The sequence below is a fragment of the Paraburkholderia acidiphila genome, from assembly GCF_009789655.1.
Taxonomy (GTDB): domain Bacteria; phylum Pseudomonadota; class Gammaproteobacteria; order Burkholderiales; family Burkholderiaceae; genus Paraburkholderia; species Paraburkholderia acidiphila.
In genome coordinates, this window is record NZ_CP046910.1 from 1,307,507 (window position 1) to 1,332,582 (window position 25,076).

Sequence of the window (25,076 nt, forward strand, 5' to 3'; positions counted from 1 at the left end):
CCAGGAAGAACGCTCGCCTCGCGCGTCGCAAATGGAACGCCTGAAGTCAATCCGCACGCCCGAACGACAGCTCACCTGGCCAGACGTGTCCGCGCAATCGTGTGCCACGCGTAAGCGCTGCATCTGCTGCGCTCATTTGTGCGTCATCTGCTCATTGAGGTGCCTCCCCCGGCGCGATAACGTGCTGCCTCCGCCTCCACCGTATGCACCGCCCATCCGCAGCAGCTATCTATGTATCGCTACAACGCATTCGACAAAGCCTTCGTGGCGAACCGCGCGGCCCAGTTTCGCGACCAGATCGAGCGCTGGCAAAGCGGCCAGCTGAGCGAGGACGCGTTTCGCCCGTTGCGCCTGCAAAACGGCTGGTACGTGCAGCGTCACGCGCCCATGCTGCGTGTCGCCGTACCGTATGGCGAGCTTTCGAGCGCGCAGCTTCGCGTGCTCGCACAGATCGCCCGCGAGTACGACCAGCCTGATGCCGAAGTCTACCGCCGCGCCATGGAGGCCCAGCGCAAGCTCGGCACCGTGCGACTGCCGACGCACCACGCGCACTTCACGACGCGCACCAATGTTCAGTTCAACTGGATTCCGCTGTCGAAAGCCGCCGACGTGATGGACCTGCTCGCCACGGTCGACATGCACGGCATCCAGACGAGCGGCAACTGCATCCGCAACATCTCGTGCGACGAGCGCGCAGGTGTGGCGCCCGACGAGATCGCCGACCCGCGCCCGTTCGCCGAAATCATGCGCCAGTGGACGACGCTGCATCCCGAGTTCGCGTTCCTGCCGCGCAAGTTCAAGATCGCGGTGACCGGCGCCACGGAAGATCGCGCGGCGACCGGCTGGCACGACGTCGGGTTGCGCCTCGTGCACGATGCAAACGGCGAACTGGGCTTTCGCGTCACGGTAGGCGGCGGCATGGGGCGCACGCCGGTCATCGGCATCGTGTTGCGCGAATTCCTGCCGTGGCGCCACATCATGAATTACATCGAAGCGGTTGTTCGCGTGTACAACCAGTTTGGCCGGCGCGACAACAAATACAAGGCGCGCATCAAGATTCTCGCGAAAGCCGAAGGCCAACGCTTCGTCGATGAAGTCGAGGAGGAGTTCCGGCAGATCGTCGAGTTCGACGGCGCTCCCCATACGATCCCTCAAGCCGAACTGGACCGTATGCGCGCGTATTTCGTCGTGCCGGAGCACGTAGCCGCCTGCCGCCCCACCCACGCCGCCGCTGCGGCCGCACGCGAGGACGCGGCCCGACAAACGCCGCAGTTCCAGCGCTGGCTCGAGCGCAACGTCGCGCCGCACAAGGAAGCGTCGCTGCGCATCGTCACACTCTCGTTCAAACGCGTCCTGCAGGCGCCTGGCGACGCATCGGCAGACCAGCTCGAACGCGTGGCGGATCTCGTGGACCGTTTCTCGGCGGGCGAAGCGCGGGTCACGCACACACAGAACATCGTCCTGCCATGGGTTCATGCCGACGACCTGCTCCCGCTTTGGCGCGCGGCCGTCGACGCGCAGCTCGCGAGCGCCAACGTGCATCTGCTCACAGACATGATCTCGTGCCCGGGCGGCGACTTCTGCGCGCTCGCCAACGCCCGCTCGCTGCCGGTCGCGCAGAGCATCATGGCGCGCTACCAGGACCTCGACGAACTGAACGACATCGGCGAGATCGACCTGCATATCAGCGGCTGCATCAATTCGTGCGGCCATCATCACAGCGGGCATATCGGCATCCTCGGCGTCGACAAGGACGGCGCCGAGTGGTACCAGATGACGCTCGGCGGCGCGGACGGCTCGACGCGCAGCGGCGATGCGCGGCCCGGCAAGGTCATTGGCCCGTCGTTTGCCGCGCACGAGGTGACCGACGCCGTCGAAGCGGTGCTCGGCTGCTATCTGGCGCTGCGCGAGCGCGGCGAGACGTTCATCGAAACCGTGCGCCGTGTCGGGCTCGAACCGTTCAAGGCGGCTGCGGACACCGCTCGCGCAACCGCAGAGGATCCAGCATGAAAACCCTTGCACGCATTCGCCTGCTCGGCGCAGACGACAACGACGCCGATGCAGTCGCGCCAGTGCTCGCCCTGCCGAACGACGCAGACCCCCTCGCCTATGCCGCCGAAATCGCGGGCGCCGCGCGGGTCGAGCTGCACTTCCCGTCGTTCACCGATGGCCGCGCGTATAGCCAGGCTTATCTCGTGCGTCGCCGGCTCGGCTTCAAGGCAGACCTGCGGGCGACGGGCGAGGTGCTCGTCGACCAGTTGCTGCAGATGGAACGCATGGGCTTTTCGAGCGCGGTGCTATGCACGGATGTCGCCCTCGCTGACGCACAGCGTCAGCTCGAACGCTTCCCGGCGTTCTATCAGGGCGATCTCATCCGCGAGGCGCCGTATCGGGAAGCTTGAAGCGCGCATCAGGTCAATGGACCTGCAGTCGAAAAGATCCTGGCGACATCCCCTTCCACCCTTGATACGCGCGGATGAACGAGTTGGGTTCCTGAAAACCCAGCAGAAAAGCAATCTCTCCCAACGACAGCGCCGACTGCTTCAGGTAGTGGTCGGCCAGTTCGGTCCGCATCGACGTCAGGATGTGTTGAAAATTTTCGGCTTCGGCAGTCAGCTTGCGCTGCCGCGTGCGCTTGCTCATGGCCAACCTGTCGGCAACCGCTTCGATGTTCGTTTCGCCGCTCGGCAGCGCCTCGACGAGCACCGCCCGAACCCGCTCGGTCGTGCTGGCGCGGGCGTCCATGTCGGCCAGCTTCTGGTTCAGCTTGCTTTCGAAGAAGTCCCACATGGCGGCATTCGAGGTCAGGAATGGCCTCGCTGCGTCGGCGGCCGAGAAACGAACCTCGGTTCGATCGCCCTGACGCAACGGACACCCGAAATACGCTTCATAAGGCGCGATGTTGCGCGGTAGCTCGGGTAGCCACGCCCCCTGCGGCACAATGGGCTCGCGCGTACCGACCCGGATCAACTGGCAAAAGAACACCAGTTCGGTCAGGCAGAGCGAACGGGGAAGCGCGCTCTCCGCGCCATAGACGCTCAACGTCAGGCGCGTCGATTCCGGGCTCTGATCCACATTTAGCAGCATCGGGCCGATCAAAGGTTTGTAGTGGCTCAGCCGCCTGGCGGCGATGTTGAAGTTCGGGCTGCACAGGCTGGCGAAGATGGGGGCATCGAAGGCTTCGGCCTTGAAATGCCCGGCAAAGAGCAAGGGCATTTCCCGCTCGCCTGCGGCCAGCTCCATGCCGCGCCACAGCCTGAAGTAATCAGGCGCGGACAATGCGATGTCGCCGCGATGGAACAGATCGGCGGGCAGCCCCGCGTGTGCCAGCACCACGGCGGGATCGATCTGCATGTCGCTCAGAATCGCCCTCCAGTTGCTGGCGATCACGAATCGGTTGGCTCGTTTCATCGTGTCTTGCCTTCTGCAACCCGGTTATCCGGCCTTTTCCATGGCCTGGCGCGACATCTTGAGCATGGTCTTGCGCGGCAGCAGCGGCACGACCCAGTTCAGCAGGAATTTCAGCTTGCCCTCGTTGAACGCGACGAGTTCGCCACGCTCCATGGCATCGTAGCCGCATTGCGCCACCGACAGCGCCGACTTCGCCTGCTTCCAGATATCGACGCCTTCGAGGTTGCCTGCAGCGACGAATCCGGTGGCCACGGCCCCTGGGCACAGCGCAGTCGCCGTAATGTGATGCACGGCCACCTCTTCGGCAATCGCCTGCGTGAATGACGTCACGTAGGCTTTGGTCGCGTAGTACACCGCCTGCAGCGGGCCTGGCATGAACGACGCAGTCGACGACACATTCAGGATGCGGCCGCGCCTGCGCTGCACCATGCCCTCGAGATAGCGGTGCGTGAGCTCGGTCAGCGCCACCATATTGACCTGCATCATCGCTTGCGAGTCGGCCAGCGCTTGCTCGTGAAAGAGCCCATGCCCGCCAAAGCCGGCGTTGTTGATCAGCACGTCGATCGTGATGCCAAGCGCTTGCGTCTGTTCGAAGATGCGCTGCGCGGCGCCCGGCTTCGACAGGTCCTCGGCGATCACGGTCGCGCGGATGCCGTGCTGGGCCTCCAGCTCCCGCTTCAACGCGTCGAGCTTGTCGCGTGAGCGCGCTACCAGCACGAGGTCGCCTTTCCTCTTTGCATGGATCCTGGCCAGCTCCTGGCCGATGCCGCTGGATGCGCCGGTAATCAGCGCGGTGTTGGATTGCCTCGTCATGAATGCCTCAGTCGGTGGTGCTTCGATGGACGCCATCATAGGACTGCGGATCGCGCCAGACACTGGCGAGCCGCGCCATTGCGCTATCCGATCGCGCCATCGAGCCCGTCTTGTCATTGTGCATCACACCATCCCTGCTCAGGCGGCAACAGCGTCGCGCACCCCTGCCCCAAATATTTTCTTTGACAAACACTCTTACGATATATATCTTAAGACATGTTTTAAGACACCCTAGAGATAAGGAGGCCCTATGCGCCACCATCCGCACTTTGGTCATACCGGCCGTCACGGCCACAGCGCGCGCGATCCGCGCGACTTCTTCGGCGGCCGCCACCCGGCCATGCAGGCGCTTCACGCGCTGCGCCACGCCATGGGCCGCCATCGCGGCGGCGAAGGTTCCGGCGACTTTGGCGATCGCTTCGGCGAAGGTTTCGGCCGCGGCTTCGGCGGTTTCGGCGACGGCGACGGTTTTGGCCGTGGCCGCAAATTCAGCTCCGAAGACCTGCAACTCATGCTGCTCGTGCTGCTCGCCGAGCGCCCGAGCCACGGCTACGAGCTCATCAAGGCGCTCGACGCGCGTTCGAACGGTTTCTACAGCCCGAGCCCCGGCATGGTCTATCCGGCCCTCACGTATCTGGAAGAACTGGGCTACGTGAGCGTGACGCTGGAAGGCAACCGCAAGCGCTACGAGCTTTCGCCCGAAGGCCGCACGTACCTCGAAGCCAACCGCGAGCGCGCGGACCTGATCCTCGCGAAGCTCACGCACTTCGGCCGCAAGATGGAACTCATGCGTCGCGCGATGGCCGGCGAAGATCCCGCCGAAGGCAGCGCCTGGGTGCGCGAACTGATCGAGGCGCGCCGAGCGCTCAAGCACGCGCTGCTGCGCCGTACCGACGTCGCGCCGGAAGAGCAGCGCCGCATCGCCGCGATTCTTGCGCGCGCCACCCAGGAAATTGAAAACGGCAGCGAGGGCGAAGGCGTTTGACACGCCACATCCATTCGCGCCGCGCCACCCCAACACCGGAGCCTCACATGCAGAACCCGTCCCAACTCGAAGTCGTCCGTGTACGTCACCCGCTGAAGTTCCGGCTGTTGCGCGTGGCGCGCGTCACCGCACTCTCGCCGTCGCTCGTGCGCGTCACGCTCACCGGCGACCTCGGCGATTTCGTCTCGGCGTCGTTCGACGATCACGTCAAAGTGTTCTTCCCCGCCGCCGGTGAAGAAAAGCCAGTAGTGCCAACTTTGGGTCCAGACGGCGTCGCGTTCCCCGATGGCGTCGAGCGTCCTGCCATGCGCGACTACACGCCGCGCCGCTACGATGCAGAAAGCAATGAACTCGATCTGGAATTCGCGCTGCACGAAGCCGGCCCCGCTACGGCATGGGCGGCACAGGCGCAGCCCGGCCAGTATCTCGGCGTGGGCGGCCCGCGCGGCTCCATGGTGATTCCCACGGGCTTCGACTGGCATCTGCTGATCGGCGACGAAACGGCGCTGCCTGCGATCCAGCGGCGCCTGACCGAACTGCCTTCCGGCGCGCGCGTGGCCGTCGTCGTCGAAGTGGCGAACCGCGCGGCCCGCATCGAGCTGCCGACCGAAGCCGATCTGTACGCGATCTGGTGTTATCGGGACGAAAGCGACGCAGAGCATCCGCTGGTGGACGGCGTAGCCGAAGTGTGGCTGCCGCCCGGCGAGGGTTACGTCTGGGCCGCCGGCGAAGCCTCGGCGATCCGCGCGGTGCGCGCGCATCTGTGCAACGAGCGCGGTGTGGACAAGAAGCGTATCCGCGCCTCCGCCTACTGGCGGCGCGGCGCGCAGGCGGCTCACGAAACGATCGACGACTGATCTTGTTGGCGCGGCAACCCTGCCGCGCCTTTTTACTTTGAGGCTCCACGCCAATACATGACCCCTTCTCTTACACCGCTACGCGAACGCACCCTGCTCTGGCTGCTGGCGCTCACGCAGTTCACCGTCATCATGGATTTCATGGTGATGATGCCGCTCGGCCCGCAGATCATGCATGCGTTCGCGATCACGCCCGCGGCGTTCGCGACGGCCGTTTCCGCGTATTCGCTCTGCTCGGGTCTATCAGGACTCCTTGCGGCGACGTATATCGACCGTTTCGATCGGCGCCGCCTGCTGCAAGTGGCCTACGCACTCTTCGCGCTCTCCAATCTCGCCTGCGCGCTCGCCACGAACTTTCATCTGCTGCTCGCGGCGCGCGCGTTCGCGGGTCTCACTGGCGGCGTGCTCGGCTCGATTGTCATGGCGATCGTGAGCGACGTGATTCCCGCCGCCCGGCGCGGCGCGGCCACGGGCATCATCATGACGGCCTTCTCCATTGCGGCCATCGCGGGCGTGCCGGCCGGCGTGCTGCTCGGCGCGCATTACGGCTGGAGCGCGCCGTTCCTGCTGCTCGTCGCGCTCTCGGTGGCGATCTGGCTCGCGGGCTCGCGCGTCGTGCCCTCGCTCACCGGGCATCTCGGCCAGCGCACGCCGCTCGCGCAAGTGCTGCCGAATCTCTGGCGCTTGCTGACGTTGCCGCGCCATCTGAAGGCCTTTGCGCTGACCTTCACGATGATGGCCGGGCACATGCTCGTGATCCCGTTCATCGCGCCGATGCTCGTCGGCAATCATGGCATCGCCCCGCAGCAGCTCTCATGGCTCTACATGGCGGGCGGCGCGGCGACGTTCATGACCTCGCGCATGGTGGGCCGTCTCGCGGACCGCTACGGCAAGCGCCGCGTGTTCCGCGTGATGGCGCTCGTCTCGCTCGCGCCGGTGCTGTTCGTCACGCATCTGCCCGCGTTGCCCTTCCTCGCGCTCGTGGCGTTCTTCGCGCTGTTCATGATTTCGATGTCGGGCCGCATGGTGCCGATGCAGGCGCTGCTCACGACGATTCCCGAGCCCGCACGGCGCGGCGCGTTCCTGAGCGCCAACAGCGCAGTGCAGGCGCTCGGCACGGGCATAGGCGCGTGGCTGGGCGGCCAGTGGCTCACGAACGGCGCGCACGGCGCGATCATCGGCTTTGGGCAGAACGGCTGGATCGCTGCCGCGCTCACGTGCGTGGCAGTGCTGTGGGTTTCGCGGGTGCGGGGGGCGGCGGAAGACGTGTCGAATGACGTAGCCGCGCCTGGTGCAGGCATTGCGCCGGCGGCTGCGAAAACCTGAGCCACAAAAGAAAACCGGTTCACAGCCGTGGCGCGCCTTGTGAGCGCGCCACGCACCGTGAACCGGTCGTGCTTCGTGTAGAAAGCGGATGAAAGCGCGGCCCAAGGGTATGGACCGCGTGAAGCGCGTGCCCCGACCGGCCGATCGGGTGCTCGCGCCTCACTCGCTCCGCAAGGGAGCGAGCCGGTGTTGCTTAGAAGCGGTGACGCAGACCCACCGTTGCGGCGACCTGGTTCTGCGTGCTCGACGGCGACAGCGTGTTGATCATCGCAACGTTCGCGCCGAGGTTGCCGAGTTCGCCCGATGCGTGCTGGTACACGGCGCCAGCGTAGACGTCGGTGCGCTTCGAGAGCGAGTAGTCAGCCGTCAGCGAAACGGTATGCCACTTCGGATCGCCCGAACCGTTCGAACCCGTGACCTTGCCGTCCGTGAACGTGTACGACGCGTTCAGGGCGAGAGCTGGCGTAAGTGCGTAGGCGCCGTTCAGCTCGAAGTTGTCCATGTGCAGGTTCGAGCCCGTCTGGAAGTTGAACGTGTTGACGCCCTGGCCGCCAGCGATCAGGTTTTCGTACTGCGTGTGGGTCCACACGAAGCCGACCGTTGCCGGGCCGTAGTTGTAGTTCACACCTGCGCCGAACGTGCGTTGCGTTTCAGCCGAGAGGTTGAAGTTGTTGCCGCTCGACGGCGAATTCGCGCCGTTGGCGTTCGTGTTCGTCGGCGAGTTATTCATCTGCAGGTAAGCAGCCGCGAAGTTCAGCGGGCCGTTGCCGTACGATGCGCCAGCGCTCCATGCGCGGTTGTTCGCGAACTGGCCAGCGTCGTTGCTGAAGCCGTACATGCCGCCGAACTTGAAGCCCTGGTAGTTGACGCTCTGGTACTTGACCGCGTTCTTGATCGAGAACGAGTGGTCAAGGTTGTCGTTGTCGAACGGGTGAGCGGCGAGGTTGTTGCCGTAGCCCGAGCCGGTTTCCGAAAGCGGGCCGAGATAGTCGACCATCGAGTCATACTGGCGGCCAAGCGTCAGCGTACCGAAACGGTCGCTCTGCAGACCGACGAACGCCTGACGGTTGAACATCGTGCCGCTTTCGGTGTCCTTGCCGCTGTTCAGGTTGAAGCCGTTTTCCAACGTGAAGATCGCATGCAGACCGCCGCCCAGGTCTTCGCTGCCCTTCAGGCCGAAGTACGTGTCGCCGACGGTGCCGCTACCCTGGTTCCATGCGGCGTGGCCGCCTGCATTGTTCGCATAGACGATACCCGCATCCAGTGCGCCGTAGAGAGTAACGCTGCTTTGTGCGTGAGCGGAGGCTGCGAAAGCGCCGAGGACGCCCGCGATAATCAAAGTATTCTTCATGACTTTCCTTAATGACATTCAGACCGCGCTGAAGCGGCTCCGGGTATTGGAGCCACACCGGCAATCCCGGGCGAAGTCTACGTGTCAAAGGCTTTAAATCGCCTTGGCAAACGCTGTAACAGATATTTGCTAAATCTGGAAATATCGAAAGAAAATCCCATAAGTATTTGTCGTATATGGGAAATACGGGGTAATCCACCGGTTCGCCCGAATCGCCCGTGTGGCAATCACGCGACGCCCGGATCATGTGGAAAATCGATTATTGTGGAAATCGGCTTAATTGCCCGGCATTTCAGCAGATTAAAATTTCTTCGATTAGTTGAACTTTATCACGGCGATGCCGGTCATATCGCGCGCGTGAATTATTTCCATATGCGGCGATTATTATTGCGCGAAATCGCGATTATCAAATGCGGCATTTTCGGGAAGCCCGTCACGTCCCTCGCGCGGCACGCGCGCGGGCGCGAGCGCGCGCATCCGTTAAAATCCCGGAACACGCGTGCATAGCGCGCACCACCCGCATCGACGCCACTTCTACCGAACGGCCGCGTCGCCCTTACCCGTCCGGCGCGAGACCCCGTCATGACAAACAAAGCCACTGCAACGCCCTTTAGCGAGCTGCCGCTCGCGCCCGCCATGCTCGCCAACCTCACGCGCCTCGGCTACGTCGACATGACGCCGATCCAGGCAGCGAGCCTGCCCATCGCTTTCGCGGGCCACGACCTGATCGCCCAGGCCAAGACCGGCAGCGGCAAGACAGCCGCCTTCGCGCTCGCGCTGCTCTCGCGTCTCGACGCGCGCCGCCAGGACGTGCAAGCCATGATCCTCTGCCCCACGCGCGAGCTGGCCGACCAGGTGACGCAGGAGATCCGCCGCCTCGCGCGCGCCGAAGAAAACATCAAGGTGCTCACGCTGTGCGGCGGCACGCCCATGCGTCCGCAGGCGGCGAGCCTCGAACACGGCGCGCACATCGTCGTGGGCACACCGGGCCGCATCATGGACCATCTGGAGCGCGGCAACCTCGCGCTCGGCGCGCTCAATACGCTCGTGCTCGACGAAGCCGACCGCATGCTCGACATGGGCTTCTTCGACGACATCGCCACCGTGGCGCGCCAGTGCCCGAAGGAGCGTCAAACGCTGCTCTTCTCGGCGACTTACCCCGAAGGCATTGCGAAGCTGAGTCAGCAGTTCCTTCGCAATCCGAAGGAAGTGAAGTTCGAAGAACACCACGACGACAGCAAGATCCGCCAGCGCTTCTATGAAGTCACGGAAGACGAGCGTTTGCACGCCGTGGGCATGCTGCTCAATCATTACCGCCCGGTGAGCACGCTGGCGTTCTGCAACACGAAGCAGCAGTGCCGCGACCTGCTCGACGTGCTGCGCGCGCAGGGCTTTCACGCGCTCGCGCTGCACGGCGAGCTCGACCAGCGCGAGCGCGACCAGGTGCTGATCCAGTTCGCCAACCGCAGCTGTTCGGTGCTTGTCGCGACCGACGTCGCCGCGCGCGGCCTCGACATTGCGCAGCTCGAAGCCGTGATCAACGTGGACGTGACGCCCGACCCCGAGGTGTACGTGCACCGTATCGGCCGCACGGGCCGCGCAGACCAGGACGGCTGGGCGCTCAGCCTCGCGAGCATGGACGAAATGGGCCGCGTGGGCGGCATCGAGCAGGCGCTCAAGCGCGAAGTCGAGTGGAGCCCGCTTGCGGAACTGAAGCCCGCCAGCAAGGAACCGCTGTTGCCGCCGATGGAAACGCTGCAGATCCTCGGCGGGCGCAAGGAAAAGATCCGCCCCGGCGACGTGCTCGGCGCGCTCACCGGCGAAGCGGGCTTCAGCGGCTCGCAGATCGGCAAGATCAACGTGACCGATTTTTCGACCTACGTGGCCGTGGAGCGCAGCATCGCGCGCGACGCGCTGCGTAAGCTCAACGCGGGCAAGGTCAAGGGCAAGAAGGTCAAGGCCCGCATGATGGACGAATAAGCCGACGAATCATCCATGCCGGGTGCGCACGCTGCTTGCGCACCCGGCATGCACCGCGCCATCGTTACTCCGCGCTCAACCGGATCAGGAAAGCCATGAAACAAACGCTCAGAATCGATTTCGTCTCCGACATCGCGTGCCCGTGGTGCGCCATCGGCCTCTCGTCGCTGAATCTTGCGCTCGAACGTCTGCGCGACACCGTCGATGCGCAGATCGTCGTGCATCCGTTCGAGCTGAATCCGCAGATGGGCCCCGGCGGCGAATCCGTGGTCGAGTATCTCGGCAAGAAGTACGGCCGCACGCCGGAGCAGATCGCCGAAACGCAGGCCATGATCCGCGAGCGCGGCGCGAGCGTCGGCTTCGCGTTCGGGCCGCGCGAGCGCATCTACAACACGTTCGACGCGCATCGTCTGCTGCACTGGGCCGGCATCGAAGGCAAGCAGCTGCCGCTCAAGCTCGCGCTGCTGCGTGCGTATCACGGCGAGGGCAAGGACACGAGCGACCACGCGGTGCTCGTCGCGGCGGCGCAGTCCGTGGGGCTCGACGCCGACAAAGCGCGCGAAGTCCTGGAAAGCGGCCAATACGCCGACGAGGTGCGCGCAGAAGAGCACGAATACCAGGCGGCGGGCATCCAGTCGGTGCCGGGGATCATCTTCAACCAGCAGTACTTGATCAGCGGCGGCCAGCCCGTCGAAACCTTCGAGCAAGCCATCCAGCAGATCCTCGACGAAAGCGCCAAGGCCTGAAGCCCCCATGCGGCGCGGCCTCGCGCCCGCGGGACCCGCGCTTTCACGACCCGCGGCGCCGCCGTTCAGGCGCCCGCCAAGCCGCCGATGCCGGCCGCTGCCTCGCGGGCATGTACACTAGCGGGTTTTTTGCCCAGGTGGAAAAGTGCTAGCCCCGCAACGCCTCGCGTTGAGCGGCCCGACGCTCGTTCGCTTACTTGCCCGCTTTGGCGACGCCGAAGTGCCCGAATCCCGGCAATCGATCTCGGACCATCTGAGCCAGTGGCTCGGCTGGACGGACGCCATCGCGCTTTCGACGGCGCTGAGCGTTCAGACGCCGGGCGGCGAGCCCGCAACGCGCGTAGGCGCCAGTGCCGAACAAAGCCAGAGCGAGCGCGTGCGCGCGGCGCTGAGAAAGGCCATTTCGGGTGAAAACGCCCCCGCGCGGCGCGATGGTCGCCGCACGCAAGCCACCAGCCCGCCAGCCGATGTGGAACCGAATTTCGCGGATTTCCGCCAGCGCTACCTGGCCCTGCAGCAGGCGATGGAGACTGACATCGCCACGCTGCGCACCCGTTTGCGCGCCGCGCTGGCCGCCCGCGCGCCCGCGCTCGCGCGCCTGGCTACCGTGGATGCCGTGATGGAACAGGCGCTCGGCGCGCGTGAGCGCAGCCTGCTCGCCGGCGTGCCCGCGCTGCTCGGCGCGCACTTCGAGCGGCAGCGCGCGGCGGCGGCCGCGCAGCCCGACGGTGAAGGCGCCACGCCGCACGCGTGGCTCGCTGGCTTTCGCAAAGATATGCAGAGCGTGTTGCTCGCCGAACTTGAGGTTCGGTTTCAACCGGTGGAGGGGCTGCTTGCCGCCCTTCGCACCAGCTAACCCAAACGCTATGTCCCGCGCTATGTCCCGATTTCGCCTTGAACCTGTTGTCTTCGTCGTGGGTCTCGCCGCCGTGTGCTGGATCGGCGCCGGCTACGCGCTCACCAACCCGCTTGCGAGCGCCGTCACGCTGCTGATCGGCGCGTGCTATGTCGCGGGCGCCTGGGAGCTCTATCGCTTTCGGCAGGCCACGGCCACGCTCGCCCAGGCGCTCGCGCAATTGAACGCGCCGCCCGCGCGACTGGCCGGCTGGCTCGACACGTTGCATCCGGACCTGCGCAACGCGGTGCGCGCGCGTATCGAAGGCGAGCGCGCGGTCCTGCCGGGCCCGGCGCTCGCGCCCTACCTCACGGGCCTGCTCGTGCTGCTCGGCATGCTCGGCACGCTGCTCGGCATGGTCGTCACGCTCAAGGGCACGGGCGCGGCGCTCGAAAGCGCCACCGACCTCGACGCCATCCGCGCCTCGCTCGCCGCGCCGGTGAATGGCCTCGGCTTCGCGTTCGGCACATCCATCGCGGGCGTGGCGACTTCCGCCATGCTCGGCCTGCTTTCGGCGCTGTGCCGCCGTGAGCGCATCGAGGCCGCGCAGCAGCTCGACGTGAAGATCGCGACGACGCTGCGCGCCTTCTCGCCCGCCCATCAGCGCGAAGCCTCGTTCAAGCTGCTGCAGCGCCAGGCCGACGCCATGCCCGCGCTGGTCGACAAGCTCGGCGCGCTGATGACGCTGATCGAGCGCCAGGGCGCCGCGCAGCACGAACAGCAGATCGCGACGCAACAGGCGTTCGCCGCGAACGCCGAAGCCGCCTGGAGCCGCCTCGCGGCTTCCGTGGGCCAGTCGCTCAAGTCGAGCGCCGCCGAAAGCGCGCGTGCCGCGGGCGCGGCGCTGCAGCCCGTGGTGGAAGCGACCATGGCGGGCCTCGCGCGCGAATCGGCGTCGATGCAGGGCGCGCTCACGCAGGCGGTGCAGCAGCAGCTCGAAGGGCTCGCAAGCGGCTTCGAAGCGTCGACGGCGAACGTCGCCGAGATCTGGAACCGCGCGCTTGCGCAGCATCGCCAGACCAACGAGGCGCTCGCCGCTGACTTGGGCGGCGCGCTGGAGCGCTTCAACGCAAGCTTCGAGCAACGTGCCGCGGGCCTGCTCGATGGCGTGTCGACGCGCTTCGAAAGTGCGTCGGGCACGATGTCGCAGGCGTGGCAGGCGGCGCTCGAACAGCAGGAGCGCACCGGCAAAACGCTCGCCGCTGGCAACCAGCAGGCGCTCGCCACGGCGGCGGCCACGTTCGAACAGCACTCGGCTTCGCTGCTGCGTGCGCTCGATGAGTCCCATGCGGATTTGCAGACGAAGCTCGGCGCGCGCGACGAAGCGCGGCTCGCAAGCTGGGGCGAAGCGCTTTCGACGATGGCGGCCGGGCTGCGCGCGGAGTGGGAAGCAACGAGCGCGGTGTCGGCGCAACGCGCGCAGGAAATCTGCGCGACGCTCGCACAAACCGCGAACGATATCGCCACGCAATCGCAGCAGCATGCGAGCAAGACGATTGCCGAAATCGATCGCCTCGTCGATGCCGCTTCGGAGGCGCCGAAGGCTGCCGCGAACCTGCATGCGGAAATTTCCGCGCGCGACGAACAGCGCATCGAAACGTGGACGGCATCGCTCGCGACGATGGCCGCCGGGCTGCGCGCGGAGTGGGAAGCGGCGAGCGCGGTGTCGGAGCAACGCCAGCAGGAAATCGGCGCGGCGCTCGCACAAACCGCGAACGATATCGCCACGCAATCGCAGCAGCATGCGAGCAAGACGATTGCCGAAATCGATCGTCTCGTCGATGCGGCTTCCGAAGCGCCGAAGGCTGCCGCGAACCTCCACACGGAAATTGCCTCGCGCGACGAGCAACGTCTCGAAGCATGGACGGCCTCGCTTGCGACGATGGCCGCCGGGCTGCGCAAAGAGTGGGAAGAAACGAGCGCAGCCACCGCACAACGTCAGCAGGAAGTGTGCGCAACGCTCGCGCAAACCGCGAACGACATCGCCGCGCAGTCGCAACATCACGCAACGAATACCATCGCGGAGATCGATCGTCTGGTGCAAGCCGCGGCAGAAGCCCCGAAGGCCGCCGCGAATCTGCACACGGAGATCTCCTCGCGCGACGAACAACGTCTCGCCGCTTGGACTGCCTCGCTAACCGCGATGTCCGCCGCCCTGCGCGAGCAATGGGAAGCCACGAGCGCGGCCACCGCGCAGCGCCAGCAGGAAATCTGCGAAGCGCTCGCTCGGACCGCCAGCGACATCACCACGCAATCGCAAGCCCATAACGCCAGCACGATCGCCGAAATCGGCAGCCTCGTGCAGGCCGCGTCGGCCGCCCCGCAGGCAGCGGCCGAAGTCATCGCCGAGCTGCGCCAGAAGCTCTCGGACAGCATGGTCCGGGATACCGCGATGCTCGACGAGCGCAATCGCCTGCTCGCCACGCTCGAAACGCTGCTCGACGCCGTGAACCGCGCCTCCACCGAGCAGCGCTCCGCGATCGACGCGCTCGTCTCCACGTCGTCGGATCTGCTGGAACGCGTGGGCGGCCAGTTCAGCGCGAACGTCGAAGCCGAAAGCGGCAAGCTGGGCGCGATCGCCGCGCAGGTGAGCGGCAGCGCCGTCGAAGTGGCAAGTCTCGGCGACGCGTTCGGCGCGGCGGTGACCGTGTTCGGCGAATCGAACGACAAACTCGTGGCGCATCTGGAGCGCATCGAGACCGCGCTCGACAAGTCGCTCGCGCGCAGCGACGACCAGCTCGCCTACTACGTGGCGCAGGCGCGTGAAGTCATCGACCTGAGCATGCTGTCGCAGAAGCAGATCGTCGAGAACCTGCAGCAGCTCGCCAGCCACCGCGCCACCGCCGGAGTGGATGCGGCATGAACGACGAAATCGACGGCGGCGCGGCCCCCGCCGCGCCGGTCTGGCCTGCGTTCGCCGACTTGATGTCGGTGCTGCTGGGCGCGTTCCTGCTGATTCTCGTCGGCGTGGTCGGCATGCAGCTCGAACTGTCGAGCCGGCTCGCGAACGAGGTGAAACAACGCAAGGCCGAAACCGAGCGCCGCAAGACGCTCGAAGAAGCGCTCGCGGGTCCGCTCGCGGCGGGGCGCGTGACGCTCGTGAACGGGCGCATCGGCATTAGCGGCAGCGTGCTGTTCGCGCTGAATTCCGACCAGTTGACGCCGCAAGGCCGCGATCTGCTCAAGAGCCTCGCCGGGCCGCTCGCGGCGTACCTGAAGACACGCGATGAAATCCTGATGGTGAGCGGTTTCGCCGACGACCAGCAGGTGCACGCAGGCAACCGCCGCTTCGCCGACAACTGGGAGCTTTCGGCCGAACGCGCGCTGACCGTCACGCGCGCGTTCATCGACGAGGGCGTACCCGCGTCGTCGGTGTTCGCGGCCGCGTTCGGCTCCGAGCAGCCGGTCAGCGCCAACACCGACGAGGCCGGCCGCGCGAAGAACCGTCGCGTGGAGATCGCGCCGGTGCCGCGACTGAGCGTCGGCGAGGGCAAGCATGGTCAATGACGCGGGCTCGCCGTCTGCCCCCGACGCCCGCGCCCTGCTCGACGCCTGGCGCGCCCGCGGCGCGGACCAGCTCGACCCGGTGCGCTTTCATTTGATCGAAGCGCTCGAGCGCCGCGCCGCCGCGCATGCGGGCGAAACGCGGCGGCTGATCGACGCGCGCCTCGCGCAATTGCTGGGCGCCTTTGCCGACGACCTCGCGCGCGAGGCATCGAAATTCACGCACGAACTCCGCGACGATCCGGCGCGGAGCGAACTGGGGCGCCTCGTCGATTCGCTCGCGCGTGCAGAGCCCGCACAACCGGCGACGCGTGTACGGCACGAGCCGGACCCGGAGCTGGTCGAATACTTCCGGCAAACGTGGTCGCGCGTGCGCTCCGAAAAACAGTTGCGGCAGTCGCTGGACCAGGTGCCGAGAAACGCCGGGCCGCTCAATTCGAGCAGCCTCGTGCATCGCGCGCTCTCGCTCATGCGCGAGGTGTCGCCGGGATATCTGCAGCAGTTTCTCGCCTACGCCGATGCGCTTTCGTGGCTCGAGCAGTTGAATGCGAGTGTGGGGGTGGCGGCGCCGGTGAAGGAAGCGCCGCGGGTGGTGGCGAAGAAAGGGGCGCGCAAGGGGCGTTAGTCCCCTCACCCCGCCTTGCGCCTCTCCCTCACCGCCTGCGCCAGCCCATCGAGCACCGGCGCCGTCTGCGCCCAGCTGATGCACGCATCGGTGATCGACACGCCGCGCTTGAGCGGCACGCCCGGCTTCTGGTCCTGGCGCCCCTCTTCGAGATGGCTCTCGATCATCACGCCGATGATGCGCTTGTCGCCGCCCGCCAGCTGCTCGCCGATATCGCGCGCCACGTCGATCTGACGCTGATGCGCCTTGTTCGAATTCGCGTGCGAGCAGTCGATCATGACCTGCTCGCGCAGCCCCGCCTTCGCCAGCGACGCGCAGCACGCCGCCACCGAAGCCGCGTCGTAGTTCGGCCCGCTCTTGCCGCCGCGCAGGATCACGTGGCAGTCGTCGTTGCCGCGCGTTTCGAAGATCGCGGCCATGCCCATCTTCGTCATGCCCATGAACGCGTGGCTCGCGCGCGCCGCGACGATGGCGTCGCTCGCCACCTGCACGCCGCCGTCGGTGCCGTTCTTGAAGCCGATCGGGCACGAGAGGCCCGAAGCCAGCTGACGGTGGCTCTGGCTTTCGGTCGTACGCGCGCCGATCGCGCCCCACGCCACGAGGTCGGCGATGAATTGCGGGCTCAGCAGATCGAGGAACTCCGTGGCCGTGGGCAGGCCGAGCGCGTTGATGTCGAGCAGCAGCTGGCGCGCCGCGCGCAGGCCCTCGTTGATGCGGAAGCTGCCATCCAGACGCGGGTCGTTGATATAGCCCTTCCAGCCCACGGTGGTGCGCGGCTTCTCGAAGTACACGCGCATGACGACCAGCAGATCGTCTTTCAGCGTGTCGGCCTTCGCCTTGAGGAGTTTCGCGTATTCGATCGCCTGATCGTGGTCGTGGATCGAGCACGGCCCCACCACCACCACGAGCCGGTCGTCGCGCTGCGCGAGCACGTCGGCGATCTCGCCGCGGCTCGTTTCGACGAGCGTTTGCGTGTCCTGCGGCACCGGCAGCTCGTCGAGCAGCAGCGCGGGCGAAATGAGCGGGCGCACGGCGCCGATGCGCGTGTCGTCGATGCGGGTCGTGTCCTGGGTGGCGTCGGCCACGCCGACTTCCTGGTCGTGCTGCGGATTGTCGATACGGCTCAAGATGTTCTCCAACTGCGCCTTTGACGCGCGCATCATGCATGTGTGGGGGATGAGTGCGCGATTATCGCATCCGGCGCGCCGCCGTCATCCGAAAACGGCATCCCGAAACGAAACGAGGCGGTCCGAAGACCGCCTCGCATGAGGACCCTCATACCGCGCACGCCGGTTCAGCGTGCCGTGCCCCCCATCGGATAGCCCTTGCCGGCCAGGCGCCGCGCGATGCGCACGAGCGCGAACCACTGCTGCGCGAGCAGCCCTTCGCCATAGTTCGCGTCGCGGCCGTGCGGCGCGGGCAACTGGTCGCGAATGCCGGTGGGCTCATGCGCCTTGTTCCACGACGCCGTGCGGAACAGCATGTCCCACCACGGAAACAGCACGCCGAAGTTGCAGCCGTAGCGGGTGCCTTCGTGGCCGTAGCCGATCGCATGATGACGCCGATGAAACGCCGGGCTCACGACGATGCGCTCGAGCAGCCAGCCAAGGTCGAGCCGCGCGTTCACGTGCTGCACGCTCTGCATGAAGTTGCTCACGGCCACGAGCACCACGAACTGCGCGGGCGGCACGCCAATGAACAGCGAGATGCCCGCAAAGAACGCAGCCTGAACGATGTCGTCGAGGAAATGATTGCGGTCGTCGCACCACAGCGACATCTGCTGCTGGCTGTGATGCACGGCGTGCAGTTCCCACCACACGCCGAAGCGATGCTGCCAGCGGTGATACCAGTAGCCCGCGAAATCGAGCACGACGAGATAGATCAGGAACGACACGAGCGGCTTGTCGGTCACGCCGGGCCAGAGGCTGTCCACGTCGATGTTCGGCACGCTGTAGATCGCCATCAGGCTCTGCCAGTGATTGAACACGGGCGTGAGCAAGAAGAAGAACGCGATGTTCAGAATGCCGAGCTTCGCGATCCACGTGTACCAGACGTCCGCGCGCAACGCCTTGCGATCGCCCCAGTTTTCCGCGGGACGCAGCGCTTCGAGCGGGCGCAGCAGCACATACGAGGCGCAGATCTGCAGCACGCCCACGATCACCCAGTAGAGTGCGTCGTAGGTGTCCTCGTCGTAGCCCATCAGGCCGACCTTGTAGAAGATCGGCTGCACCACGTCCACGTAGACGAGCGTCTGCAGCCACGAAACGAGGTTGTCGGCCTGCGAAAGCAGCGTGTCGAGCATCGAGACTCCTCAATCAGTCCGGGTTCGGCGCGTAGAACGGCGCGCTGTTCGCGAAATAGATGCCGTGCGGCGAGCGGCCCACCGCGATCGTGTCGATTAGCTTGCGCGTGGTCAGGTCGATCACGCCCACGTGCTTCGCGAAGCGGAACGTCACCCAGAGGTAACGCTTGTCCGCCGAAAGCTCCATGTCGTCGGGACCGGGACGCAGGCCCGTGATGTCGGCGACTTTCGTGAGCGTCGTGTAGTCGAGAATGCTGATCGTGCTCTCCACGCGATTCGACACGGCGATATGTTTGCCATCATCCAGATTGCGGAAGTTATGCGCGCCGCGGCCAGTCTGGATCTTTTTCACGACCGTGCGGTTGTGCCAGTCCACCACGGCCACGTTGTTCTCGCCCGTCATGCCGACGAGCAGATACTTGTCGCCGGGCGTCATCCACAGGCCCGCGGGCGTGTTGCCCACTTGCAGCTTCCAGAGCACCGTTTGCGTCGGCAGATCGATCGCGGCCACTTCCCCCGTGTCCTGCAGCGTCACGAACGCCGTTTTGTTGTCCGACGCGAACGTGATGTGGCTCGGCGTTTTCGCGAGCGGAATGCGCTTGGCGATCGTGAGGTTCTGGCCGTCGTAGTGGTAGACATCCACGCGGTCGAGGCGCAGGCCCGCGGTCACGAACCATTTGCGGTCGGGCGAGAAGCCAAGCTGGTACGGATCTTCAATGCCTTCCAGGCGGCGCTGTATCTGCCCCGTATGCGGGTCGAGGAACAGCAGGTCGTTCGAGACCGAATCGGCGACGATGAGCGACTTGCCATCGGGCGTGATCATCAGGTGATGCGGTTCCTTGCCCGTGGGCTCGGTGCCGACCACGGTGCGGCTCGCCTCGTCGATGAGCGAGAGCTTCGCCTCGCCCGAATCGAGCACGATGACCTTGTCGTCGGCGTGGGCGAACGCGCCCCATGCGAGGCCGCTCATCAGCAGCGCGGAAGCGAGCGTTTTTTTCATGTGAGCCGGTGTAAACGAAAAGATCGGAAATTCAGGCATTTCGTAAGGGAAAGAGAGCAGCGAAGGCGCGCAGCGCCGGTTTGTGCTGAGATAGTGCCAAGGCAGGCGCACGGATTGCCTGCTTAACGCATGAGGGCCCGATTTCGATGACGCCTGTGCTAAGGATTTGCCGCCGAATTAGCCGCATTGGCATCCGCTCCGTGCAAGGGTCATGGCGATGGGCTGCGCATACAGACTCTTTCTCGTGCGAGAAGTTGCATGGATCATCGCGCCCGCGACGACCGCGCAGATAGCGCGGACACCCGCCTGCGCGCGCCCGACGGCCTCTCCCGCAACACGGCCGCCGCGGTGCGCGACGCGCTCGAAGGACGCCGCCGCGGCGTCGCCCTTCTGCTGCCGCTCGCGGGTCCGGCCGTGGTCATCTCCGTCGCCTATATCGACCCCGGCAATATCGCGACCAACATCCAGGCCGGCGCGCGCTACGGCTACGCGCTGCTGTGGGTCGTGCTGCTCGCCAACGTGATCGCCATGCTGTTTCAAGGGCTTTCCGCGAAGCTCGGCATCGCCACGGGGCGCAATCTCGCCGAACTGTGCCGCGACAGCTTGCCCGCGCCGCTCGTGTGGCTCATGTGGATCGTGAGCGAGATCGCCGCCATGGCCACCGACCTCGCCGAGTTCCTCGGCGGCGCGATTGGCCTGGCGCTCCTCTTTCATCTGCCGCTGCTTGCAGGCATGGCAGTGACGGCCGTCGTCACCTACGCGCTCCTGTTCCTCCAGCGCGCGGGATTCCGGCCGCTCGAACTCCTGATCGGCGCGCTCGTGGGCGTGATCGGCATCTGCTATGTTCTGGAGCTTTTCATCGCGCCGATCGCGTGGCCGAGCCTCTTGCGCCAGCTCGCCATGCCACGCCTGCCCGACACGCAAGCCGTGACGATCGCGGTCGGCATCATCGGCGCAACGGTCATGCCGCATGCGCTCTTTCTGCACTCAGGGCTCACCCAGGCGCGCGTGCTCGCGCGCAACGACGCCGAGCGCAAGCGCCTCGTTAAGTTTTCTAACGTCGAGGTCGTGGTCGCGCTTTCGGTGGCAGGGCTCATCAACATGGCGATGGTCGTGATGGCCTCCGGCGCGTTCCACCAGGGCTATGCCGATGTCGCCGAGATCGAGACCGCCTACCGCACGCTCGCTCCGCTGCTCGGCGCGGCAGCCGCCAGCATCTTCCTCGTTTCGCTGATCGCCTCGGGCATTTCGAGTTCCGTGGTCGGCACGCTCGCGGGGCAGATGATCATGCAAGGCTTCGTGAATTTCCGCATTCCGCTCTGGCTGCGCCGCGCGGTGACGATGGTGCCGAGCTTCATTGTGGTGGCCCTCGGCGTGAACGCCACCGAAGCGCTCGTCATGAGTCAGGTCGTGCTGAGCCTCGCCCTGCCGTTTCCGATGGCCGCGCTCGTCTGGCTCACGTGCCGCCGCGATCTGATGGGGCCCCATCGTAATCGTGCACTCACGGCCACGGGAGCCGTGGCGGGCGCTGTCGCGGTGCTCGCGCTCAATGTCGCGCTGGTGCTCGCGACCTTCGGCGTGGCGGTCCCGGGGCTCGGCTAAAGATCAGCTGAATGCCGCACGATCCATGCATGAACGGCCGGTCGGTTTATTACCGGAGCCGTCTCGAGCAACGCCGCGTTCGCGCCACGCGTGCAAACTCACGCGAAACCATGCACCATTAGCGTTTTCGCCGCGCCCCGCTCTTGCGACGGGTGCGGGTTCTGCAACCGCGCGCCAACGGTCCAATAACGGTCGTGCCAAACATCGTTACCCGAGCGCGCGTCACCTCCGACCTGCCATGACGAATCAGCCTGCCCAAGCCTTGCCCGAACAGCCCGTCGACATGATCATTTTCGGCGGCGGAGGCGACCTGGCCGCGCGCAAACTGCTGCCCGCGCTCTACATGGCGCACCTGCACGGCAACCTGCCGCCGGAAACGCGCATCATCGCCGTGGGCCGCAAGAACTGGACGATCGACGACTATCGCAAGTTCATGGAGGAACAGTCGCGTCCGTTCATCGACGCGAAAGCGTTCGACGCGCAAGCGTGGGACCGCTATCTGAACCTGTTCCAGTACGTGATCATCGACGTGAACGATGCCGCCTCTTACGCGAACCTGAAGGCGGCGTCGCGCGAGCATGCGCTGCGCGTGTTCTATCTCTCCACGTCCCCCGAACTGTTCACGACGATTTGCGACAACCTCACGGCAGCCGGTCTGATCGACGGCAGCTCGCGTGTGGTGCTCGAAAAGCCGCTCGGCCACGATCTCGCCTCGGCGCAGGAGATCAACGAGTCGGTGGGCAGGCACTTCGCCGAGTCGCAGATCTACCGGATCGACCACTATCTGGGCAAGGAAACGGTGCAGAACCTGATGGTGCTGCGCTTCGGCAATCCGATCTTCGGGCCGCTGTGGCAGGCGCCGTACATCCGCAGCGTGCAGATCACGGTGGCGGAAACCGTGGGCGTGGGTAGCCGCGCGGGCTTCTACGATCACACGGGCGCGCTGCGCGACATGGTGCAGAACCACCTGCTGCAGCTGCTGTGCATCGTGGCGATGGAGCCGCCTGTCTCGCTCGACCCGGACGCCGTGCGCGACGAAAAGCTCAAGGTGCTGCGCTCGCTGCGCCCCATGTCGCTTGCCGACATCGCGCGCGACACCGTGCGCGGCCAGTACGCGGCCGGCGCCGTGGACGGCCAGCCGGTGAAGGGCTATCTGGAAGAAGACAACGTGCCGGCCGACAGCAAGGCGGAAACGTTCGTCGCGCTGCGCGCGCACATCAACAACTGGCGCTGGGCCAACGTGCCGTTCTTCCTGCGCACGGGCAAGCGCCTGCAGAAGCGCCAGTCGGAGATCGTGATCGAATTCGCGGATCTGCCGTTCTCGATCTTCCCGAGCGGCCCGCGCCATTACGGCAACCGCCTCGTGATCCAGCTTCAGCCGGAAGAGTCGATCCAGTTGCAGATGCTCGCGAAGGAACCAGGCAGCGGCATGAACATGCTGCCCGTGAGCCTGAATCTCGACCTGCAGCAGGCCATTCCCGAGCGCCGCGCGGAAGCGTACGAGCGTTTGCTGATCGATGTGATCCGCGGCCGTCTCACGCACTTCATGCGCCGCGACGAACTGGAAGCGGCATGGACGTGGGTCGAGCCGATTCTCAACGGCTGGAAGGAACTGAACGATCGTCCGCGCACCTACACGGCGGGCACGTTCGGGCCGGCGGCATCGTCGGCGCTGCTCGCGCGCGAAAACATGTCGTGGGCGGAAGAGATGTGATGTGAAAGACGCGAGCGCCGCGTGCTACGCGCGGCGCTCGCCGCACGGTGTTACTGGTCGCCCGAATCGGGACGAAAAAGATCGAAGCCGGCGAACACGATCACGCCGCTTAGCGCGATCAACGGCACCGAATGGCGCCCGAGAAAAAGAACCGCGGCCGCAAGCCAGGTTGAAATACAGAAAGCGCCGATGCGCCGCATGATGCCACTCCCTACACTTTAAATCCCTTGCTACAAGGCTGCGTATCACGCGCGCCCCACTGCCTTCAGCCCAACGTCGCGCGCGCCGTGCGCAGGCGCGACACCGTATCGACAAACGCCTCTCCTCCCAGCGTGCGCTTCAGGCGGCTCGCGACCGCCGCGCTCGCCGCATTGAGCGCCTCGCGAATCGCAATGGCCTGCGCCGTGGGCACGATCGCCACTTCGCGGCCGTCGCCCTCCGTGCGGTGGCGCTCCACATAGCCGCGCGCCTCGAGACCGTCGAGCACACGCGTGGCCGTGGGCCGCGCGATGGATAGCAGATCCGCCAGTTCGCGCTGCAGCGAACCGGGCCGCTCCAGCACGGCGCGCAGCATGAAACCCTGCGGCGGCGTGAGCTCGAAGCGTTCGAAGGCTTCCGCCCATTCGCGTTCGAGGCGCCGCGCAAGCGCCGTGGTGTTGAAGTAAAGGCAATGATCGAACATGCGCACAGCATACCCGAATATAGTTAGCTATGCAACGACATGCGCACATTGCGCATGCTCGGCCTCCGATCAATCAAACGGAAATAGAACGACCGGACGAATATGTAATGCATCCGTTATGATGCGAAGACGCTGCAATCGCCTGGCCGTCGTCCACAACACTCACGGAGACATCGATGCAAATGCGCTGTTACTGCGTTATCCATCACGGCAAGCCGCTCGAACTGGTCGAGCGCGACGTGCCCGAGCCCAAGGGCACCGAAGTCTTGCTGCGTGTGAAGGCCGCGGGTCTGTGCCACTCCGATCTGCACATCTGGGAAGGCTATTACGACCTGGGCGGCGGCAAGAAGCTCTCGCTCGCCGACCGCGGCATCAAGCTGCCGCTCACACCGAGCCATGAAATCTGCGGCGAAGTCGTAGCGCTCGGACCCGATGCGCAAGGTGCAGTAGAAGCGCTCGCAGCAGGCACGTCGGCAGTCGTGCATCCGTGGATCGGCTGCGGCGAATGCGCGGCCTGCAAACGCGGCGAGGAGAACATCTGCGCAAAGCCACAGTCGCTCGGCGTGCTGCGCGACGGCGGCTTTGCCGACTACGTGATCGTGCCGCATCCGCGCTATCTCGTGGATCTCGCCGGCCTCGATCCCGCGAAGGCCGCGCCGCTCGCCTGCGCGGGCGTGACGACCTATTCGGCGGTGAAGAAGTTCGGCGCGCGCATCCACGAAGGTCCCGTGGTCGTGATCGGCGCGGGCGGCCTCGGCATGATGGCGCTCGAAGTGCTCAAGGCGATGGGCGCGCAAGGCGCGATCGTCGTGGACGTGGACCCGGCCAAGCGCGAAGCCGCGCTTGCCGCCGGCGCGCTCGCGGCCATCGACGCGCGTGCGGACGACGCCGTCCAGCAGATCGTCGCGGCGACCGGCGGCGGCGCACGCGCGGTGCTCGACCTCGTGGGCGCGACGCCCACCGTCAAGCTCGCGCTCGACTCGTGCGCGCGCGGCGGCCACGTGGTGATCGTGGGCCTGATGGGCGGCGACCTCACGCTCTCGCTGCCGATTATCCCGATGCGGCCGCTGAAGATCGAAGGCAGCTACGTGGGCACGCTGCCCGAGTTGCGCGAACTCGTGACGCTGATGCGCGAAGGCAAGATGCAGCCCTCGCCGGTCACTACGCGGCCGCTCACGGAAATCAACGAGGCGTTCGAAGCGCTCGTGCAGGGCAAGGTGGTCGGGCGCCAGGTGCTGGTGCCGTGATGGCGGTGCGCAAGCGCGCCGCCGTGACTGACGCGC

22 protein-coding genes are annotated in these 25,076 nt (G+C 65.8%); 14 read left to right on the forward strand and 8 right to left on the reverse strand.

From position 1 onward, the window contains the following. Positions 1-231: 231 nt before the first annotated feature. Positions 232-2,010: a nitrite/sulfite reductase gene (locus FAZ97_RS20435; protein WP_158760235.1), complete on the forward strand. Its 1,779-nt coding sequence runs from the start codon at positions 232-234 to the stop codon at positions 2,008-2,010. Next, positions 2,007-2,402, forward strand: coding sequence for a DUF934 domain-containing protein (locus FAZ97_RS20440; protein ID WP_158760236.1), 396 nt, complete (start codon positions 2,007-2,009; stop codon positions 2,400-2,402). Before FAZ97_RS20435 ends, FAZ97_RS20440 begins: the two co-directional genes overlap by 4 nt. 13 nt (positions 2,403-2,415) lie before the next feature. On the opposite strand, the gene FAZ97_RS20445 is transcribed toward FAZ97_RS20440, so the two are convergent. Together FAZ97_RS20445 and FAZ97_RS20450 are read right to left on the reverse strand one after the other, a co-directional pair. Next, positions 2,416-3,411, reverse strand: coding sequence for an AraC family transcriptional regulator (locus tag FAZ97_RS20445; protein ID WP_158760237.1), 996 nt, complete (start codon positions 3,409-3,411; stop codon positions 2,416-2,418). Between the two features lie 24 nt (positions 3,412-3,435). After that, positions 3,436-4,224, reverse strand: a complete 789-nt coding sequence (locus tag FAZ97_RS20450; RefSeq protein ID WP_158760238.1) for an SDR family NAD(P)-dependent oxidoreductase — start codon at positions 4,222-4,224, stop codon at positions 3,436-3,438. Positions 4,225-4,474: 250 nt separating this feature from the next. Here FAZ97_RS20450 and FAZ97_RS20455 point away from each other — a divergent pair, with 250 nt between their 5' ends. Genes FAZ97_RS20455 through FAZ97_RS20465 form a run of 3 tightly spaced genes read left to right on the forward strand, consistent with a single transcriptional unit; the run spans position 4,475 to position 7,392 of the window. Then, positions 4,475-5,209, forward strand: coding sequence for a PadR family transcriptional regulator (locus FAZ97_RS20455; RefSeq protein WP_158760239.1), 735 nt, complete (start codon positions 4,475-4,477; stop codon positions 5,207-5,209). 47 nt (positions 5,210-5,256) lie between these two features. Further along, positions 5,257-6,066: a siderophore-interacting protein gene (locus tag FAZ97_RS20460; RefSeq protein ID WP_158760240.1), complete on the forward strand. Its 810-nt coding sequence runs from the start codon at positions 5,257-5,259 to the stop codon at positions 6,064-6,066. A gap of 57 nt (positions 6,067-6,123) precedes the next feature. Next, positions 6,124-7,392 carry an MFS transporter gene (locus FAZ97_RS20465; RefSeq protein ID WP_158760241.1) on the forward strand — a complete coding sequence of 423 codons (1,269 nt, stop codon included), beginning with the start codon at positions 6,124-6,126 and terminating at the stop codon, positions 7,390-7,392. 193 nt (positions 7,393-7,585) lie between these two features. On the opposite strand, the gene FAZ97_RS20470 is transcribed toward FAZ97_RS20465, so the two are convergent. Beyond that, a complete protein-coding gene (locus FAZ97_RS20470) occupies positions 7,586-8,743 on the reverse strand; it encodes a porin (protein WP_158760242.1) in 1,158 nt (385 codons plus the stop codon). 582 nt (positions 8,744-9,325) lie between these two features. Here FAZ97_RS20470 and dbpA point away from each other — a divergent pair. From dbpA to FAZ97_RS20500, 6 genes are all read left to right on the forward strand, one after another. Then, a complete protein-coding gene (gene dbpA / locus FAZ97_RS20475) occupies positions 9,326-10,723 on the forward strand; it encodes an ATP-dependent RNA helicase DbpA (protein WP_158760243.1) in 1,398 nt (465 codons plus the stop codon). Positions 10,724-10,818: 95 nt separating this feature from the next. Beyond that, positions 10,819-11,469, forward strand: a complete 651-nt coding sequence (locus tag FAZ97_RS20480; protein WP_158760244.1) for a DsbA family oxidoreductase — start codon at positions 10,819-10,821, stop codon at positions 11,467-11,469. A gap of 145 nt (positions 11,470-11,614) precedes the next feature. Beyond that, entirely contained in the window at positions 11,615-12,325 is a 711-nt protein-coding gene (locus tag FAZ97_RS20485) for a DUF3348 domain-containing protein (RefSeq protein WP_158760245.1), read from the forward strand. A 22-nt stretch (positions 12,326-12,347) separates the two neighbouring features. Then, complete coding sequence (locus FAZ97_RS20490; RefSeq protein ID WP_158760246.1) at positions 12,348-15,227, forward strand: DUF802 domain-containing protein; 2,880 nt, start codon at positions 12,348-12,350, stop codon at positions 15,225-15,227. Continuing rightward, positions 15,224-15,871, forward strand: a complete 648-nt coding sequence (locus tag FAZ97_RS20495; RefSeq protein ID WP_158760247.1) for an OmpA family protein — start codon at positions 15,224-15,226, stop codon at positions 15,869-15,871. Before FAZ97_RS20490 ends, FAZ97_RS20495 begins: the two co-directional genes overlap by 4 nt. Then, a complete protein-coding gene (locus tag FAZ97_RS20500; RefSeq protein ID WP_158760248.1) occupies positions 15,861-16,493 on the forward strand; it encodes a DUF2894 domain-containing protein in 633 nt (210 codons plus the stop codon). Before FAZ97_RS20495 ends, FAZ97_RS20500 begins: the two co-directional genes overlap by 11 nt. Positions 16,494-16,498: 5 nt before the next feature. Here the strand turns inward: FAZ97_RS20500 and FAZ97_RS20505 are convergent, their stop codons facing one another. From FAZ97_RS20505 to FAZ97_RS20515, 3 genes are all read right to left on the reverse strand, one after another. Next, positions 16,499-17,620 carry a 3-deoxy-7-phosphoheptulonate synthase gene (locus FAZ97_RS20505; RefSeq protein ID WP_158760249.1) on the reverse strand — a complete coding sequence of 374 codons (1,122 nt, stop codon included), beginning with the start codon at positions 17,618-17,620 and terminating at the stop codon, positions 16,499-16,501. 167 nt (positions 17,621-17,787) lie between these two features. Then, complete coding sequence (locus tag FAZ97_RS20510) at positions 17,788-18,795, reverse strand: sterol desaturase family protein (RefSeq protein WP_158760250.1); 1,008 nt, start codon at positions 18,793-18,795, stop codon at positions 17,788-17,790. Between the two features lie 13 nt (positions 18,796-18,808). After that, positions 18,809-19,765: a YVTN family beta-propeller repeat protein gene (locus FAZ97_RS20515; RefSeq protein ID WP_233271825.1), complete on the reverse strand. Its 957-nt coding sequence runs from the start codon at positions 19,763-19,765 to the stop codon at positions 18,809-18,811. Positions 19,766-20,053: 288 nt separating this feature from the next. On the opposite strand from FAZ97_RS20515, the gene FAZ97_RS20520 reads away from it, so the two are divergent. After that, positions 20,054-21,397 (forward strand): Nramp family divalent metal transporter, encoded by a 1,344-nt coding sequence (locus FAZ97_RS20520; RefSeq protein ID WP_158760252.1) that lies wholly within the window; start codon positions 20,054-20,056, stop codon positions 21,395-21,397. A gap of 238 nt (positions 21,398-21,635) precedes the next feature. Continuing rightward, positions 21,636-23,111, forward strand: coding sequence for a glucose-6-phosphate dehydrogenase (zwf, locus tag FAZ97_RS20525; protein WP_158760253.1), 1,476 nt, complete (start codon positions 21,636-21,638; stop codon positions 23,109-23,111). Positions 23,112-23,161: 50 nt separating this feature from the next. Here the strand turns inward: zwf and FAZ97_RS20530 are convergent, their stop codons facing one another. Continuing rightward, positions 23,162-23,311: a hypothetical protein gene (locus FAZ97_RS20530; protein ID WP_158760254.1), complete on the reverse strand. Its 150-nt coding sequence runs from the start codon at positions 23,309-23,311 to the stop codon at positions 23,162-23,164. 65 nt (positions 23,312-23,376) lie between these two features. Then, on the reverse strand, positions 23,377-23,793 hold the full coding sequence (locus FAZ97_RS20535; RefSeq protein WP_158760255.1) for a MarR family winged helix-turn-helix transcriptional regulator: 417 nt from the start codon (positions 23,791-23,793) through the stop codon (positions 23,377-23,379). 182 nt (positions 23,794-23,975) lie between these two features. Here FAZ97_RS20535 and FAZ97_RS20540 point away from each other — a divergent pair, with 182 nt between their 5' ends. Beyond that, on the forward strand, positions 23,976-25,040 hold the full coding sequence (locus FAZ97_RS20540; RefSeq protein ID WP_158761012.1) for an alcohol dehydrogenase: 1,065 nt from the start codon (positions 23,976-23,978) through the stop codon (positions 25,038-25,040). Positions 25,041-25,076: the final 36 nt, after the last annotated feature.